The sequence below is a fragment of the Pseudomonas aeruginosa genome (assembly GCF_001457615.1).
GTDB classification, from domain to species: domain Bacteria; phylum Pseudomonadota; class Gammaproteobacteria; order Pseudomonadales; family Pseudomonadaceae; genus Pseudomonas; species Pseudomonas aeruginosa.
On record NZ_LN831024.1, the window covers coordinates 5,599,401 to 5,613,858 of the forward strand.

The window sequence follows — 14,458 nt, forward strand, 5'->3', positions numbered from 1 at the left end:
CTCATGCTCCCATGGTCAGGGTGGCACACCAGGCTTCGCCCCGCGCACCGTGCGGTACCAGGCGCAGTGTCCGTCCACCCGCTTGGGCAGTAATGGTAATGTCCAGATCGGCGGTTGGCAAAACGCCCGCACCGCGCTCGGGCCACTCGATCAGACAGAGTGCGCTGCCGTCGAAATAGTCGCGGATGCCGAAGAACTCCAATTCCTCCGCATCGGCGAGCCGGTACAGGTCGAAATGGTAGGCGCGCAGCTCGCCGATTTCGTAAGGCTCGATCAGGGTAAAGGTCGGGCTTTTCACCGAGCCGGCATGGCCGAGGCCGCGCAGGATGCCACGCGAGAGGGTGGTCTTGCCGGCGCCGAGGTCGCCATGCAGGTAGATCACCCCCTGCCCCCCGCTGGCCCGGGCGATGCGCCCGCCCAGTTCGAGCATCGCGTCTTCCCCTTCGGCGGACAGGATCACTTCAGACACGGACTGCACTCCTCGAGCAACTGACGAACGGTAGGTATGAGATCGGTCGCCGCCAGCCCACGCCCCTGGGCGCCGAGCCGCTCACCGGCGGCGGCATGCAGCCAGACCGCCAGGCAGGCCGCCTCGAACGCCTCCACGCGCTGGGCCAGCAAGGCACCGGTGATGCCCGACAGCACGTCACCCAGGCCGGCACCAGCCATCGCCGGATGCCCCTGGGAACAGACGGCAAGTCGTCCGTCGGGCGCGGCGACCAGGCTGCCGGCGCCCTTCAGCACCACCACCGCCTGGTAGCGACGCGCCAGTTCCAGCGCCGCCGCCGGGCGGTCCGCCTGCACCTCGGCGGTCGAGCGACCCAACAGGCGCGCGGCCTCGCCGGGATGCGGCGTCAGAATCCATGTCCGCGGCCCTGCTCCGACCGGTTCCAGGGCCAGCAGGTTCAACGCGTCGGCATCCCAGACCTGCGGCAACGGTCGCGACCGGACAGCGCTCAGCAGGCTACGCCCCCAGGCGCGCTGGCCAAGACCGGGACCGAGCACCAGCACGCTGGCGCGTTCGGCAAGGGCCAGCAGTTGGTTCGCCGACGCCACGCCATGGGCCATGACCTCGGGACAACGGCTCAGCAACGCCGGCACATATTCGACGCGGGTCGCCACCGAGACCAGCCCGGCGCCGCAGCGCAGGGCGCTTTCCGCGGCCAGTAGCACTGCCCCGCCCATGCCGGTGTCGCCGCCGACCACCAGCAGGTGGCCGAACAGCCCCTTGTGCGCGGTCCGCGGCCGCGCTGCCAGACTCGGCAGGGCATTTCGTGCCAAACGGTGGGCCCGGGGCTGGAGCCCTTGCAACACGACGGCGTCGCTGCCGAGTTCGTCGAACACCAGCTCGCCGACCCGTGCCGGCGCCTCGCCAGTGAACAGCCCGATCTTCAGGCCGATGAAAGTCACTGTCAGATCCGCCCTGATCGCTTCCCCCAATACCGCACCGGTGTCGGCGCTCAAGCCGGAAGGAATATCCACCGCCAGCACCGGCAGGTCGGCGGCGTTGGCCAAGCGGATGGCCTGCGCAAAGGGCTCGCGCACGGCACCTGCCAGGCCGGTGCCGAGCAATGCATCCACTACTACGCCCTCGAGCACGGCGCACTCACTCCAGGGCTCCACCACGACCCCGGTCGCCAGCGCGGCGGCATGCGCCTGCGCCGCGTCGCCGGCAAGCCGCTGCGGCGCCGCGACCGCCAGCACCCGCACTCGCCAACCCGCACGTTGCGCCAGCGCCGCGATCAGGTAGCCGTCGCCGGCATTGTTGCCGTGCCCGGCGAGCACCGTCAGCGCCGCGGCCTCCGGCCAACGGCGGCGCAAGGCACGCCAGGCGGCGTGGGCGGCGCGCTGCATGAGTTCGAAGCCCGGCGTACCGGCGGCGATCAGGCGCGCATCGAGGTCGCGCACCTGGGCGGCGGAATAGAGGGCGAGTGGCAGGTCGTCGTGCTGGAAGGTCATGGTCATCGGATCGATTCGGCGTCAGGCGCGCAGTCTGGCAGAATTATACCTATCCCATTTCGCTTTCCCTCGTCTTCGTTGCCTCCCATGACTCCCCAACCTCTGGCCGACAACCTTTCCCCGCCGGACCCCGCCCGCCTCGCCCAGTCCATCAAGGACTGGGGCCGCGAGCTGGGGTTCCAGCAGGTCGGTATCAGCGACGTCGAGCTGGGCGAGCACGAAGCGCACCTGCAGCGCTGGCTGGAGGCCGGCTACCACGGCGAGATGGACTACATGGCGGCGCACGGCAGCAAGCGCTCGCGACCTGCCGAGCTGGTTCCCGGCACGCTGCGGGTGATCTCCCTGCGCATGGATTACCTGCCCGGCGACACGCGCATGGCGCAGGTCCTCGCGACGCCGGAAAAAGCCTACGTCTCGCGCTACGCCCTCGGCCGCGACTACCACAAGCTGATCCGCAAGCGTCTGCAACAACTGGCCGAGCGCATCCAGGCCGAAGTCGGCCCGTTCGGTTTCCGCGCCTTCGTCGACAGCGCGCCGGTGCTGGAAAAGGCCATCGCCGAACAGGCCGGCCTCGGCTGGATCGGCAAGAACACGCTGGTGCTCAACCGCAAGGCCGGCAGCTACTTCTTCCTCGGCGAGCTGTTCGTCGACATGCCGCTACCCGTCGACCCGGCGATGGACAGCGAGCATTGCGGACGCTGCTCGGCCTGCCTGGACATCTGCCCGACCGCGGCCTTCGTCGGCCCCTACCGGCTGGACGCGCGACGCTGCATCTCCTACCTGACCATCGAGTACAAGGGCGCGATTCCGCTGGAGCTGCGACCACTGATCGGCAACCGGGTATTCGGCTGCGACGACTGCCAGATCGTCTGCCCATGGAATCGCTTCGCCCGCCCCACCGGGCAGGGCGACTTCCAGCCGCGCCACAGCCTGGACAACGCCGAACTCGCCGAACTGTTCCTCTGGAGCGAGGAGGAGTTCCTCGGCCGCACCGAGGGTTCGCCGCTGCGCCGCGCCGGCTACGAGCGCTGGTTGCGCAACCTGGCGGTGGGGCTGGGCAACGCGCCCTCGACCATCCCGGTGCTGGAGGCGCTGAAGGCGCGCCGCGGGTTCCCTTCGGAGCTGGTCCGCGAGCACGTGGAATGGGCCCTGCGGCGCCACGGGGAAACCTAGCCCGGCCGGCGCCTGCCGCCCGGTCCGGACGGATCAGAGCTTGATGAAGTGGTCGCGGTAGTGGCGCAGCTCGGCGATCGACTCGCGGATATCGTCCAGCGCCAGGTGGGTGTTGCCCTTCTTGAAGCTCTCGCGGACCTGCGGCGCCCAGCGCGCGGCCAGCTCCTTGAGGGTGGAGACGTCGAGGTTGCGGTAGTGGAAGTAGCCTTCCAGCCTGGGCATGTGCCTATAGAGGAAGCGGCGGTCCTGGCAGATGCTGTTGCCGCAGATCGGCGAGCTGCGCTTGGGCACCCACTGCTCGAGGAAAGCCAGGGTCTGCGCCTCGGCCTCGGCCATGCTCACGGTACTTTCCCGAACCCTCTGGGTCAGGCCGGACTGGCCGTGCTGGCGGGTATTCCACTCGTCCATGCCGGCGAGGATTTCCTCTGGCTGGTGGATGGCGATCACCGGTCCTTCGGCCAGGGTGTTGAGGTCACTGTCGGTGACGATGGTGGCCATCTCGATGATGACGTCCCGGTCCGGATCGAGGCCGGTCATCTCCAGGTCGATCCAGATAAGGTTCTGCGGGTTCTGCATGGGGAGTCGCTCCAGTCGCTATGCCGTGCATTCTAGCGTGGAACGCCGCCGCGCGAATGATGGCGGCGCGCCCATGTTAAACTCGCCGCCGATTTTTCATGCGGACGCATCATGGCCAAACGCCACTTGACCCGCCGGCAGAGCTGGCGCATCGAAAAGATCCAGGAAGAACGCGCGGCCCGGGCGGCCCGTCGCGAGTCGCGTACCGTGGAAGAGCTGGAGGGCGGCGACCTGGGACCGGAGCAGACCGGCCAGGTGATCGCTCATTTCGGGGTTCAGGTAGAGGTCGAGTCCGCCGACGGCCAGGTTTCCCGCTGTCACCTGCGCGCCAACCTGCCGGCACTGGTGACTGGCGACCAGGTGGTCTGGCGCGCCGGCAACCAGGGCATCGGCGTGATCGTCGCGCAATTGCCGCGCCGCTCCGAGCTGTGCCGCCCGGACATGCGCGGGCTGCTCAAGCCGGTGGCGGCCAACGTCGACCGCATCGTCATCGTCTTCGCCCCGCGTCCCGAACCGCACGCCAACCTGATCGACCGCTACCTGATCGCCGCCGAACATGCCGGCATCCAGCCGCTGCTGCTGCTGAACAAGGCCGATCTGGTCGACGAGAGCAATGCCGAAGGCATCGATGCGCTGCTGAATGTCTACCGCACCCTGGGTTACCCGCTGATCGAGGTGTCGGCCTTCAATGGCCTGGCGATGGACGAACTGCGCGGCGCGCTGGACGGTCACGTGAGCGTCTTCGTCGGGCAGTCCGGGGTGGGCAAGTCGTCGCTGGTGAATGCCTTGTTGCCAGGTGTCGACACACGTGTCGGCGACCTCTCCACGGTGACCGGCAAGGGCACCCATACCACCACCACCGCGCGACTGTTCCATTTTCCCGGCGGCGGCGACCTGATCGACTCGCCCGGCATCCGTGAGTTCGGCCTGGGGCACGTGTCGCGAGACGATGTCGAGGCCGGTTTCATCGAGTTCCGCGACCTGCTCGGGCATTGCCGCTTCCGCGACTGCAAGCACGACCGTGAACCAGGTTGCGCCCTGCTCCAGGCCCTGGAGGACGGGCGCATCATGCCGCAACGCATGGCCAGCTACCGGCACATTCTGGCAAGCATGCCGGAAACGGACTACTGAACCTCAGTCGCCCTTGATCTGCTCCAGCTTCAGGCTGCCGCCGTCGTCGAACAGGTTGAGCTTCTTCTGCACCTCGTCCGCCGGTAGCGAAGGTTGCGCGCCCGCCGCCGGTGCCTCGGCAGCCGGCTTCGGCTGCTCGCCCGGGGCAGCCGCGGGGGCGCTGGCTTCGGGAGCGCCGGTCTCGCCTTCGATGGCCTTCTGCGCCTTGCGGGTCAGGACCACGATGTCGATCCGCCGGTTCACCGGGTTCAGCGGGTCCTTGTCGTCGAACAGGCGTGCCGAGGCATAGCCGACAACCTGGGCGATCTGCCCTTCCGGATAGCCGCCGGCGACCAGTGCTCGGCGCGCGGCGTTGGCGCGATTGGCCGATAGCTCCCAGTTGCCGAAGTCGCCGTTGCCGGCATAGGGCTTGGCGTCGGTGTGGCCGCTGATGCTGATCTTGTTCGGCACCTGGCGGATGGTCTCGGCCATGGCCAGCAGGATGTCCTCGAAATACGGCTGCAGGCGCGCGCTGCCGAGGTCGAACATCGGCCGGTTGGCGGCGTCGACGATCTGGATGCGCAGGCCGTCGCGGGTGATCTCGAAGTGGATCTGGTCCTTGAAGTCCTTGAGCATCGGATTTTCGTCGACCTTGTTCTGCAACTCCTGCAGCAGCAGCGCCAGGCGCTCTCGCTCAACCTGCTCGGCGAGGTTCTCGGCCTGGTCGGCGTTGACCTGGTGGTCCTGCTCGGGGCTGATCCGGCTTTCGTTGGAGTCCGGCTGGGCCTGGACCTGCGGATTGAGGGTCTTGTCCGGCGCCGGCGTCGGCGTGCCGCCGAGGTCGATGACGTAGGGGCTGGCGCTTTCGCTGAAACCGATGGGGTCCTGGAAGTATCCGGAAATCGCCTTCTTCTGCTCCGGGGTGGCCGAAGACAGCAGCCAGAGCACCAGGAAGAACGCCATCATCGCCGTGGCGAAGTCGGCGAAGGCGATCTTCCACGAGCCGCCGTGGTGGCCGGCGGCATAGCGCTTGACGCGCTTGACGATGATCGGCTGGTTATTGTCCATCTATCGACAGTGCCTCCACTCAGCGGCCACGCACGGCCTGCTCGAGCTCGGCGAAGGTCGGCCGATGGGCGGGCAGCAGCACCTTGCGGCCGAACTCGACGGCCAGCGAAGGCGGCATGCCGGAAGCGGAAGCGACCAGGCAGGCCTTGATCGCCTCGAACAGGTTCAACTCTTCCTTGGCATCGTGCTCCAGGGCGCCCGCCAGCGGGCCGACGAAGCCGTAGGCGGCGAGAATCCCGAGGAAGGTGCCCACCAGGGCGGCGGCGACGTGGTGGCCGATCTCCGCCTGGCTGCCTTCGCCAAGCAACGCCATGGTGATGACGATGCCGAGTACCGCGGCGACGATACCGAAGCCCGGCAGGGCGTCGGCGACTTTGGTCACCGCGTGGGACGGATGCTCCAGGTCCTCCTTGAGACTGGACAGCTCCATGTCGAACAGGCCTTCCAGCTCGTGCGGCGCCATGTTGCCGGAGGACATGATGCGCAGGTAGTCGCAGACATAGGCGGTCATCCGCTCATCCTTCAGCACACCGGGGTACTTGCTGAAGATGGGGCTGGCCGCGGGGTCTTCGATGTCCGCCTCGATCGCCATCATCCCTTCGCGCCGGCTCTTGTTGAGGATCTCGTAGAGCATGCCCAGCACCTCGAGGTAGTAGGTCTGGGTGAAGCGGTTGCTGAACATCTTCGGCGCTTTCTTCAGCACCACCATGAACGTGCTGCCCGGGTTGGACTGGAGGAACGCCCCCAGTGCCGCGCCACCGATGATCAGGACCTCGAAGGGCTGGATGATGGCGCCGATCTTGCCGCCGGAGAGCAGGAAGCCCCCGAGGACACTGGCGAAAACGACGATGATGCCGATGATTTTTGACATGAGGACCGGACGTGCGAAATGAACAGGATAAGGAGGGGGACTGCTAGGCTCCCTCTTGTTATCGGTTGCTAGCCGCAAGACTATAGTCCGAATACTCGAAAAGCCAGTTCGCCGCCTCGCCGACACCGAGCCCGACACCCATGACAGACCGCCTCGCCGCCTGGCTCGAAGAGCTCGACCGGCAACCCCTGCCGATCCCCGCCAGCCACTATGCCGGCCTGCACGCCGCGCTGAGCGACAGCCGTCGCTCGCTGCGCGAGATCGCCGACCAGTTGCAGGGCAGCCCGACGCTGGCGTTGTCCATCCTGCGCGAGGCCAATCGCGCCGAGAGCGCCCGCGACAACCCCGCGGAAAGCCTGGAGGTGGCCCTCAGCCGCCTCGGCCTGGCGCGCGCGAGCCAACTTCTGAAGACCCTGCCGAGCATCCAGGATGCGGAGATGCCCAGGGTCCTCGGGCAGATGCTGCTGATCAGCCAGCACGCCATGCAGCAGGCCAGCGGCCTGTTCGGCGCGCGCCTGGCCAGGCTCTGGCAGGAAATCCACTGGGGCAGCCTGCTGACCATGGCTCCGGTCTGGGCGCTGGCCAACGCCCGCCCGCAGTTGCTGGAGCAATGGCAGCAACGCGTGCTGGTACAGGGCGAACCGACCCTGCGAGTGGAGCGCGAACTGCTCGGCATGCGCCTGCTGCCGATCTGCCTGGCGCTGGCCGAACGCTGGCGGCTACCGCAGTGGGTCATCCAGGGCTATCGCCTGCTCGCCTGCGACCGTCGCCTGCTGGTTCGAGCCCTGCGTATCGCCCGCGACCATCAGTCGCCCCTGCTCCAGCAACAGCAACTCGATGCCCAGCCCGATCTCGCCCGCTGGCTGACCCAGCCGGCCAACTGCACTCTCCTCGCCAATGGCCTGGCCATCGCCGCGCACCAGAGCTGGGACGGGCCGCACATGCTGCGCTGGCAGCGCCTGACCGGCCTGTACCTGGGCCAGCCGCTGACCGAAGTCCAGCAGCAGGTGCACATGCTCGCCGCGCAAAGCGCGCGCCTGCACGCCCGGCCGCCGCTGTGGCATCCGGCGGTGGCCTTGATCTGGCCCTGGCAGGCCAGCCGCTGGCGTGCCGAAGCGGCACCCCCGCCGCCGCCCTCGGCGGAAGCCCTGGCCGAGTGGCGGCAGCATTGCGCCGAGTTGCTCCGGGAGCCCAGCCCGTTCAGCAACGTGGTGCAGCTCACCGCCTGTGCCCGCGATGCGCTGCGCGCCTGCGGCCTGCAAAGGATGCTGCTGCTGGTGGCCGATCGCACCCAGGTACACGTGCTGGCGCAGCAGAGCGCCGGACTCGAACCGGGCCAGGAGAAATTGCAACTGGAGATTGCCAGCAGCCCGCTGCTGAAGAAACTGTTCCAGCAACCCGCCCTGCTGCGCATCGGCCCGAACAACCAGGGCCAGTTGCTGCCGGCCCTCGGCGAACCCTTGCGCCAACTGTTCCCCGGGCCTCACCTGCTGCTGCGCTCGCTGGGCAACGGCTCGCGGGTGGTGATGCTGGTCCTGGCCGACCTCGGCGGCCAGCCGTTCAGCGACCTGCATGCCCAGGCCTTCGCCAAGACCGCCCAGTGCACCGAGCGCGCGATCCAGCAGTTCGGCCGCCAGCGCCACACGGAATGAGGGACATGCCCGGCACACTGGTCGGGCGCGCTTTCCGTTAAACTGCTGCCCTTCTTCAACCCGGGGGTACTCGCATGTCCGTCTTCTCCGACCTGCCATTGGTGATCGAGCCCAGCGACCTCGCGCCGCGCCTGGGCGCGCCCGAGCTGATCCTGGTCGACCTGACCAGTGCCGCCCGCTACGCCGAAGGGCATATCCCCGGCGCGCGTTTCGTCGACCCCAAACGCACCCAGTGGGGACAACCCCCGGCACCCGGCCTGCTACCGGCCAAGGCCGACCTGGAAGCCCTGTTCGGCGAGCTGGGCCACCGCCCGGAGGCGACCTACGTGGTCTACGACGACGAAGGCGGCGGCTGGGCGGGCCGCTTCATCTGGCTGCTGGACGTGATCGGCCACCACCGCTACCACTATCTCAACGGCGGCCTGCCGGCCTGGATCGCCGACGCCCAGGCGCTCGACCGCGAGGTCCCGGCGCCTGTCGGCGGCCCGCTGCCGCTGACGTTGCACGACGAGCCCAGCGCGACCCGCGAATACCTGCAAAGCCGCCTCGGCGCCGCCGACCTGGCGGTATGGGATGCGCGCAACCCCAGCGAATACGCCGGTACCAAGGTGCTCGCCGCGAAGGCCGGGCATGTGCCCGGCGCGATCAATTTCGAATGGACCGCCGGCATGGACCCGGCTCGCGCCCTGCGCATCCGCGCGGATATCGCCGAAGTCCTGGAGGACCTCGGCATCACGCCGGACAAGGAAGTGATCACCCACTGCCAGACCCACCATCGCTCCGGCTTCACCTACCTGGTGGCCAAGGCGCTGGGCTACCCGCGGGTCAAAGGCTACGCCGGCTCCTGGTCGGAATGGGGCAACCACCCCGATACCCCTGTAGAGGTTTGAGGAATGTCGTTCAAAGATCGTCTGTTCATCTGCAGCCAGTACCTGCTGCCGCACCACCTGCTGTCCCGGCTGATCGGCTTCGCCGCCGACTGCCGGGCGACCTGGTTCAAGGACCGCCTGATCGCCTGGTTCGCCCGGCGCTACCAGGTCGATATGCGCGAAGCGCAGGTCGAGGACCTGCAGGCCTATGAACATTTCAATGCCTTCTTCACCCGCGCCCTGAAGGATGGCGCCCGCCCGCTGGCCCAGGAGCCCGGCGCGGTGCTCTGCCCGGCCGATGGCGCGATCAGCCAGCTCGGCCCGATCGAGCACGGGCGGATCTTCCAGGCCAAAGGCCACAGCTACAGCCTGGCCGAACTGCTCGGCGGCGACGCCGAACTGGCCGCGCCCTTCATGGGCGGCGACTTCGCCACCGTCTACCTGTCCCCCCGGGACTACCACCGCGTGCACATGCCGCTGGCCGGCACCCTGCGCGAGATGGTCTACGTTCCCGGCCGGCTGTTCTCGGTGAACCAGACCACCGCGGAAAACGTTCCCGAGCTGTTCGCCCGCAACGAGCGGGTGGTCTGCCTGTTCGACACCGAGCGCGGTCCGATGGCCGTGGTGCTGGTGGGCGCGATGATCGTGGCCTCCATCGAAACCGTCTGGGCCGGCCTGGTTACGCCGCCGAAGCGCGAACTGAAGACCTTCCGCTACGACGAAGCCGCCCGTGCGCCGATCCGCCTGGAAAAAGGCGCCGAGCTCGGTCGCTTCAAGCTGGGCTCCACCGCCATCGTCCTGTTCGGCCCGCAGCAGGTCGCGTTCAACGACGGCCTTGGGGCAGCGAGCCCGGTGCGCATGGGCGAATGCCTGGCCCTGCCGAAACAGTCCTGACCTCGCCGGGACGGAGCGCCCCGAGCGTCTCCGTCCCATCTCTCCCCGCCGCCGGGACCTCCCGGCGGGATCGTGGCGTCCGAAGGCTGCGGGTCCATTTCGATGCTGCTAGAGTTCGGAAAGGTCCTATCGAGCCTGTGCCGACCCCTCGGTCAGGAAAGCGGACTGCCGCACAGTTCCTGTCCTGGCCACGACGATGAACCCGCCTCCCGTGTTAAGAAAGAGGAGGCGCAGCCGCGGCGATCGGAAGTCCGGCACCTCTCCGGGGCTTCATCCCCCCCGTAGAGCCTTTTCAGTAGCGGAGCCGTCTAACCCCCCATGGAAAACCAGAGCCCCCACCTCTCGTTGCGCGTCCCCACTCCGACGCAGCAGAACCTGAGCTTCTGCGACGCCACCCCGAAGGACATCAAGTACTGGCTGGCGCACCTGCCCAAGGCCAACCTCGGGGAAACCGCGCGCCAGCTCTACCAGGGCCTGATCGAACTCAACCAGTTGGTGCTGCCCGTCGAGGCCCGCCTGCAACTGCTCGAACTGTTCCGTCCAGAGGTGCATTTCGTCTGCGCCCACCTGGAACGGCACTTCCTCAACCAGGCCATCGTCCTCGACGAACGGCCGCGCAAGATCGCCAACCTCTGCCAGGCCCTGCAGAACCACCTGGCCATCGGCTACAAGCTGATCGTGGTCCAGGAAGCGCCGCGCAACAGCCGCGACCGCGCGCAGCTGTTCGCGGTCGGCATCCAGCGGGCGATCCGCAGCCTGTGCGGGCCGCTGATCCGCGCCAGCCAGTTGTACTGCCCGGTCCCCGAGGGGCTTTGGCTGGAACTCCACCAGCTCTACCAGTTGGCCAGCCAGCGCGGCGTGCATCGTCTCGCGGTGCGCGACGAACTGGCCAAGCACACCCCCGGCCTGAGCGTCGAGCAGGCCTACCTGATTCCGCTGCTGCTCGGCTGCGCGCGCTGCAACCAGATGCGCCAGAACAACATTGCACGGCTCGCCGAGGTGCTCGAACCCTGGAGCCAGCTGCTGTCGATACAGAGCGCGACGCTGCCCGGCTCGCTGTTCATCGCCGTGCCGCAGATCGACGGCCCGCCGCGCTACCGTTCGCTGTACCCGGAGACCCAACTGGCCAGTGCCCTGGGCATCGACACCCAGCCGCTGGTCGAGCTGATCCGCGAATACCTGCTGCAGCCCGAGGCCGAACGCGCGAAAGCACGCCTGCCGCTGATCGAAGGGGTGACCCTGGACCTGCTGCAACATCTCTCCTCGGCCTGGGGTGACATCGCCGAACGTACCTTCCAGCGCACCCAGGGCCAGGGCCAGTTGACCCTGTGCATCGGCATGAGCGCCCTGCACTACTTCCTCGCCGGGCGCCGCCCGTTCAACGAGGTCCTGCAGATCCAGGAAGCGCCCGAGGCGCCTCGCTTCAAGGCCGACGTCCAGGACGCCTGGGCCGGCGCCTTCGATGCACAGAAGGTCACCGACTGGCAGCCCGGCATGCCGCTGGAGGAAATCGAGTACCGCCCGCACCAGTCGCCCCGCAGTGTGCAACCCGGGCACCCGCAGGCCCACGCACAGGCTGACGCCACCGAGGACTACCCGACCTACGCCCTGCCCATCGTCAACCACAGCCCCGGCGGCTATTGCCTGAGCTGGCCGAAGGAGGTGCCCGCCCAACTGCAGGCGGGCGAACTGGTCGGCCTGCAGGACCTTCCAGGCCAGGCGTGGAGCATCGCGGTGGTGCGCTGGATCCGCCAGGTACGCAATGGCGGCACGCAGATGGGCATCGAGATGATCGCCCCGGCGGCACAGCCCTGCGGCCTGCAACTGCTGCGCAAGACCGAGCAGAGCAGCCACTACCTGCGCGCCCTGCTGCTGCCGGCGATCGCCGCGATCTCGCGGCCGGCGACGGTGATCACCCCGCGCCTGCCGTTCCAGGAGGGCAGCCGGGTGCAGATCAACCTGCACGGCGAGGAGCGGCGCGCGGTGCTGAATCGCCGGCAGGCCTCGACCGGCAGCTTCAGCCAGTTCGAATACCGCTCGGCGGAACCGGTGAACACCCCGAGCGATAAGCCGGTCACAGCGCCAGTGGCCCGGCCGCCTGCGGGGGAGGAAGATTTTGACTCGCTCTGGAAGTCTCTGTAGATTGCCCCGACACCTCCATTCGCCGTCTTTTCGCGCCTGCCCGGACGCGGACTGAGCCCTTTCCATGGCCATCGAAAAGAAAACCATCCGCCTGCTGATTCTGGAAGACTCGCAGAACGAAGCCGAACGCCTGGTCAGTCTGTTCCGCAATGCCGGCCACGCGACCCGCGTACATCGACTGACCTCTCCCGAGGACCTCGCCGAAACCCTCCAGCAAAGCTGGGACCTGCTGATCGCCGCGCCGACCAGCGAGTGTCTCGAGCCCGGCGAGGCGCTCGCTACCTTGCGCCGCCAGTCGCGCGACATCCCGTTCATCCAGCTGGTGGCCGACAACAACTCCGACGCCATCACCGACGCCTTGATGCTCGGCGCCCAGGACGCCCTGCCGCAAGGCGAGGACGAGCGCCTGGTGCTGGTCGCCAACCGCGAGTTGGCCGGCCTCGCCGAACGCCGCGCGCGCCGCGCCGCCGAACTCGCCCTGCGCGAGGCGGAAAAACGCTGCCAGTTGCTGCTCGACAGCTCGGTCGACGCCATCACCTACGTCCACGACGGCATGCACATCTACGCCAACCGCTCCTACATGGCGCTGTTCGGCTACGAGGACGCCGAGGAACTGGAAGGCCTGCCGGTCATCGACCTGATCGCCTCCTGCGACCAGGGCGCCTTCAAGGATTTCCTCAAGGGCTACCAGAACGACCAGCGCCAGACCGAACTGGTTTGCACCGGGGTCAAGCTCGACGGCCAGGAATTCAAGGCGCGCATCAGCCTCTCCGCCGCCACGTACGACGGCGAACCCTGCATCCAGGTGGTGATCCGCGGCGAGGTCGACAACGCCGAGCTGGAAGAAAAGCTCCGCGAAGTCAGCAGCCAGGACCCGGTCACCGGTCTCTACAACCGCAGCCACTTCCTCGACCTGATGGATGCCGCCGTGCAGCAGGCGGTGACCGCCCGCAAGCCGTCGACCCTGGCCTATATCCATCTCAACGGCTACCCCTCGCTCCAGGCCGACCACGGGCTTTCCGGGATCGACCTGCTGCTCGGCCAGTTGGCCGGACTGATGCGTGAACAGTTCGGCGAGGAAGCCGACCTGGCGCGTTTCGGCGATTCGATCTTCGCCGCCCTGTTCAAGGGCAAGACTCCCGAGCAGGCGCAAGCGGCACTGCAACGACTGCTGAAGAAAGTCGAGAACCACCTTTTCGAGCTGAACGGCCGCAGCGCCCAGGCCACCCTCAGCATCGGCGTCGCCGGTCTCGACGAGAAGACCGCCAAGGCCCAGGACGTGATGAACCGTGCGCATCGCTGCGCCGATGACGCGGCACGCAAGGGCGGGTCGCAGATCAAGCAGTACAACCCGGCGGAAGAGCTTGCCGCCGCCGCCCAGCGCGGCGACGTCATCGCGATCCTCCAGCAGGCGCTGGAGACCAACAGCTTCCGCCTGCTGTTCCAGCCAGTCATCAGCCTGCGCGGCGACAGCCACGAGAACTACGAGGTGCTCCTGCGCCTGCTCAATCCGCAGGGCCAGGAAGTGCCGCCGGCGGAGTTCCTGCATGCCGCCAAGGAAGCCGGGCTGGCGGAGAAGATCGACCGCTGGGTGATCCTCAATTCGATCAAGCTGCTCGCCGAGCATCGCGCCAAGGGGCACCAGACCAAGCTGTTCGTCCACCTGTCCAGCGCGAGCCTGCAAGACCCCGGCCTGCTGCCCTGGCTCGGGGTGGCGCTGAAGGCCGCGCGCCTGCCGTCGGAGTCGCTGGTGTTCCAGATCAGCGAAGCCGACGCCACCAGCTATCTGAAGCAGGCCAAGCAACTGACCCAGGGCCTGGCCACCCTGCATTGCCAGGCGGCGATCAGCCAGTTCGGCTGCTCGCTGAACCCGTTCAACGCGCTGAAGCACCTGACCGTGCAGTTCATCAAGATCGATGGCTCCTTCGTCCAGGACCTCAACCAGGTGGAAAACCAGGAGATCCTCAAGGGCCTGATCGCCGAACTGCACGAACAGCAGAAGCTCAGCATCGTCCCCTTCGTCGAGAGCGCCAGCGTCCTCGCCACCCTGTGGCAAGCCGGCGCCACCTACATCCAGGGCTACTACCTGCAGGGGCCGAGCCAGGCGATGGACTACGACTTCTCCTCGGGAGACGAATGAAGAA

Annotated in this window: 12 protein-coding genes; 7 read left to right on the top strand and 5 right to left on the bottom strand. The window is 67.7% G+C overall.

The features are described 5' to 3' along the window. Position 1 precedes the first annotated feature (1 nt). The gene (gene tsaE, locus AT700_RS25795; RefSeq protein WP_023110469.1) at positions 2 to 469 is read right to left on the bottom strand and encodes a tRNA (adenosine(37)-N6)-threonylcarbamoyltransferase complex ATPase subunit type 1 TsaE; all 468 of its coding nucleotides are present in this window, start codon (positions 467 to 469) and stop codon (positions 2 to 4) included. Further along, positions 457 to 1,965, bottom strand: a complete 1,509-nt coding sequence (locus AT700_RS25800) for a bifunctional ADP-dependent NAD(P)H-hydrate dehydratase/NAD(P)H-hydrate epimerase (RefSeq protein ID WP_023084625.1) — start codon at positions 1,963 to 1,965, stop codon at positions 457 to 459. The genes tsaE and AT700_RS25800 overlap by 13 nt, the downstream gene beginning before the upstream one ends. Before the next feature lie 81 nt (positions 1,966 to 2,046). Here AT700_RS25800 and queG point away from each other — a divergent pair, with 81 nt between their 5' ends. Then, positions 2,047 to 3,132: a tRNA epoxyqueuosine(34) reductase QueG gene (queG, locus tag AT700_RS25805; RefSeq protein WP_003110324.1), complete on the top strand. Its 1,086-nt coding sequence runs from the start codon at positions 2,047 to 2,049 to the stop codon at positions 3,130 to 3,132. 33 nt (positions 3,133 to 3,165) lie between these two features. Here queG and orn read toward each other — a convergent pair whose 3' ends face one another. Then, complete coding sequence (orn, locus tag AT700_RS25810) at positions 3,166 to 3,708, bottom strand: oligoribonuclease (protein WP_003095671.1); 543 nt, start codon at positions 3,706 to 3,708, stop codon at positions 3,166 to 3,168. A gap of 111 nt (positions 3,709 to 3,819) precedes the next feature. Between orn and rsgA the strand changes: the two genes are divergently transcribed. Continuing rightward, positions 3,820 to 4,839: a small ribosomal subunit biogenesis GTPase RsgA gene (gene rsgA / locus AT700_RS25815; protein ID WP_023131375.1), complete on the top strand. Its 1,020-nt coding sequence runs from the start codon at positions 3,820 to 3,822 to the stop codon at positions 4,837 to 4,839. 3 nt (positions 4,840 to 4,842) lie between these two features. Here the strand turns inward: rsgA and motB are convergent, their stop codons facing one another. Both motB and motA read right to left on the bottom strand, forming a co-directional pair. Beyond that, a complete protein-coding gene (gene motB / locus AT700_RS25820) occupies positions 4,843 to 5,886 on the bottom strand; it encodes a flagellar motor protein MotB (RefSeq protein ID WP_003095673.1) in 1,044 nt (347 codons plus the stop codon). A gap of 19 nt (positions 5,887 to 5,905) precedes the next feature. Continuing rightward, positions 5,906 to 6,757, bottom strand: coding sequence for a flagellar motor stator protein MotA (gene motA / locus AT700_RS25825; RefSeq protein ID WP_003102044.1), 852 nt, complete (start codon positions 6,755 to 6,757; stop codon positions 5,906 to 5,908). Between the two features lie 140 nt (positions 6,758 to 6,897). On the opposite strand from motA, the gene AT700_RS25830 reads away from it, so the two are divergent. From AT700_RS25830 to fimX, 5 genes are all read left to right on the top strand, one after another. After that, positions 6,898 to 8,409: an HDOD domain-containing protein gene (locus AT700_RS25830; protein WP_033998189.1), complete on the top strand. Its 1,512-nt coding sequence runs from the start codon at positions 6,898 to 6,900 to the stop codon at positions 8,407 to 8,409. Between the two features lie 74 nt (positions 8,410 to 8,483). Next, entirely contained in the window at positions 8,484 to 9,299 is an 816-nt protein-coding gene (gene rhdA / locus AT700_RS25835; protein ID WP_003102047.1) for a thiosulfate sulfurtransferase, read from the top strand. A gap of 3 nt (positions 9,300 to 9,302) precedes the next feature. Beyond that, positions 9,303 to 10,172, top strand: coding sequence for an archaetidylserine decarboxylase (asd, locus tag AT700_RS25840; RefSeq protein ID WP_003095677.1), 870 nt, complete (start codon positions 9,303 to 9,305; stop codon positions 10,170 to 10,172). A gap of 318 nt (positions 10,173 to 10,490) precedes the next feature. Next, positions 10,491 to 12,314: a cyclic-di-GMP receptor FimW gene (gene fimW, locus AT700_RS25845; protein WP_003113922.1), complete on the top strand. Its 1,824-nt coding sequence runs from the start codon at positions 10,491 to 10,493 to the stop codon at positions 12,312 to 12,314. Between the two features lie 64 nt (positions 12,315 to 12,378). Further along, positions 12,379 to 14,454 (top strand): cyclic di-GMP-binding protein FimX, encoded by a 2,076-nt coding sequence (gene fimX / locus AT700_RS25850; protein WP_048521706.1) that lies wholly within the window; start codon positions 12,379 to 12,381, stop codon positions 14,452 to 14,454. The last annotated feature ends 4 nt before the right edge of the window (positions 14,455 to 14,458 follow it).

Coding starts and splice junctions, on each gene's coding strand:
- AT700_RS25800 (WP_023084625.1), bottom strand. CDS start 1,965: ATGACCATGACCTTCCAGCACGACGACCTGCCACTCGCCCTCTATTCC.
- queG (WP_003110324.1), top strand. CDS start 2,047: ATGACTCCCCAACCTCTGGCCGACAACCTTTCCCCGCCGGACCCCGCC.
- orn (WP_003095671.1), bottom strand. CDS start 3,708: ATGCAGAACCCGCAGAACCTTATCTGGATCGACCTGGAGATGACCGGC.
- rsgA (WP_023131375.1), top strand. CDS start 3,820: ATGGCCAAACGCCACTTGACCCGCCGGCAGAGCTGGCGCATCGAAAAG.
- motB (WP_003095673.1), bottom strand. CDS start 5,886: ATGGACAATAACCAGCCGATCATCGTCAAGCGCGTCAAGCGCTATGCC.
- motA (WP_003102044.1), bottom strand. CDS start 6,757: ATGTCAAAAATCATCGGCATCATCGTCGTTTTCGCCAGTGTCCTCGGG.
- AT700_RS25830 (WP_033998189.1), top strand. CDS start 6,898: ATGACAGACCGCCTCGCCGCCTGGCTCGAAGAGCTCGACCGGCAACCC.
- rhdA (WP_003102047.1), top strand. CDS start 8,484: ATGTCCGTCTTCTCCGACCTGCCATTGGTGATCGAGCCCAGCGACCTC.
- asd (WP_003095677.1), top strand. CDS start 9,303: ATGTCGTTCAAAGATCGTCTGTTCATCTGCAGCCAGTACCTGCTGCCG.
- fimW (WP_003113922.1), top strand. CDS start 10,491: ATGGAAAACCAGAGCCCCCACCTCTCGTTGCGCGTCCCCACTCCGACG.
- fimX (WP_048521706.1), top strand. CDS start 12,379: ATGGCCATCGAAAAGAAAACCATCCGCCTGCTGATTCTGGAAGACTCG.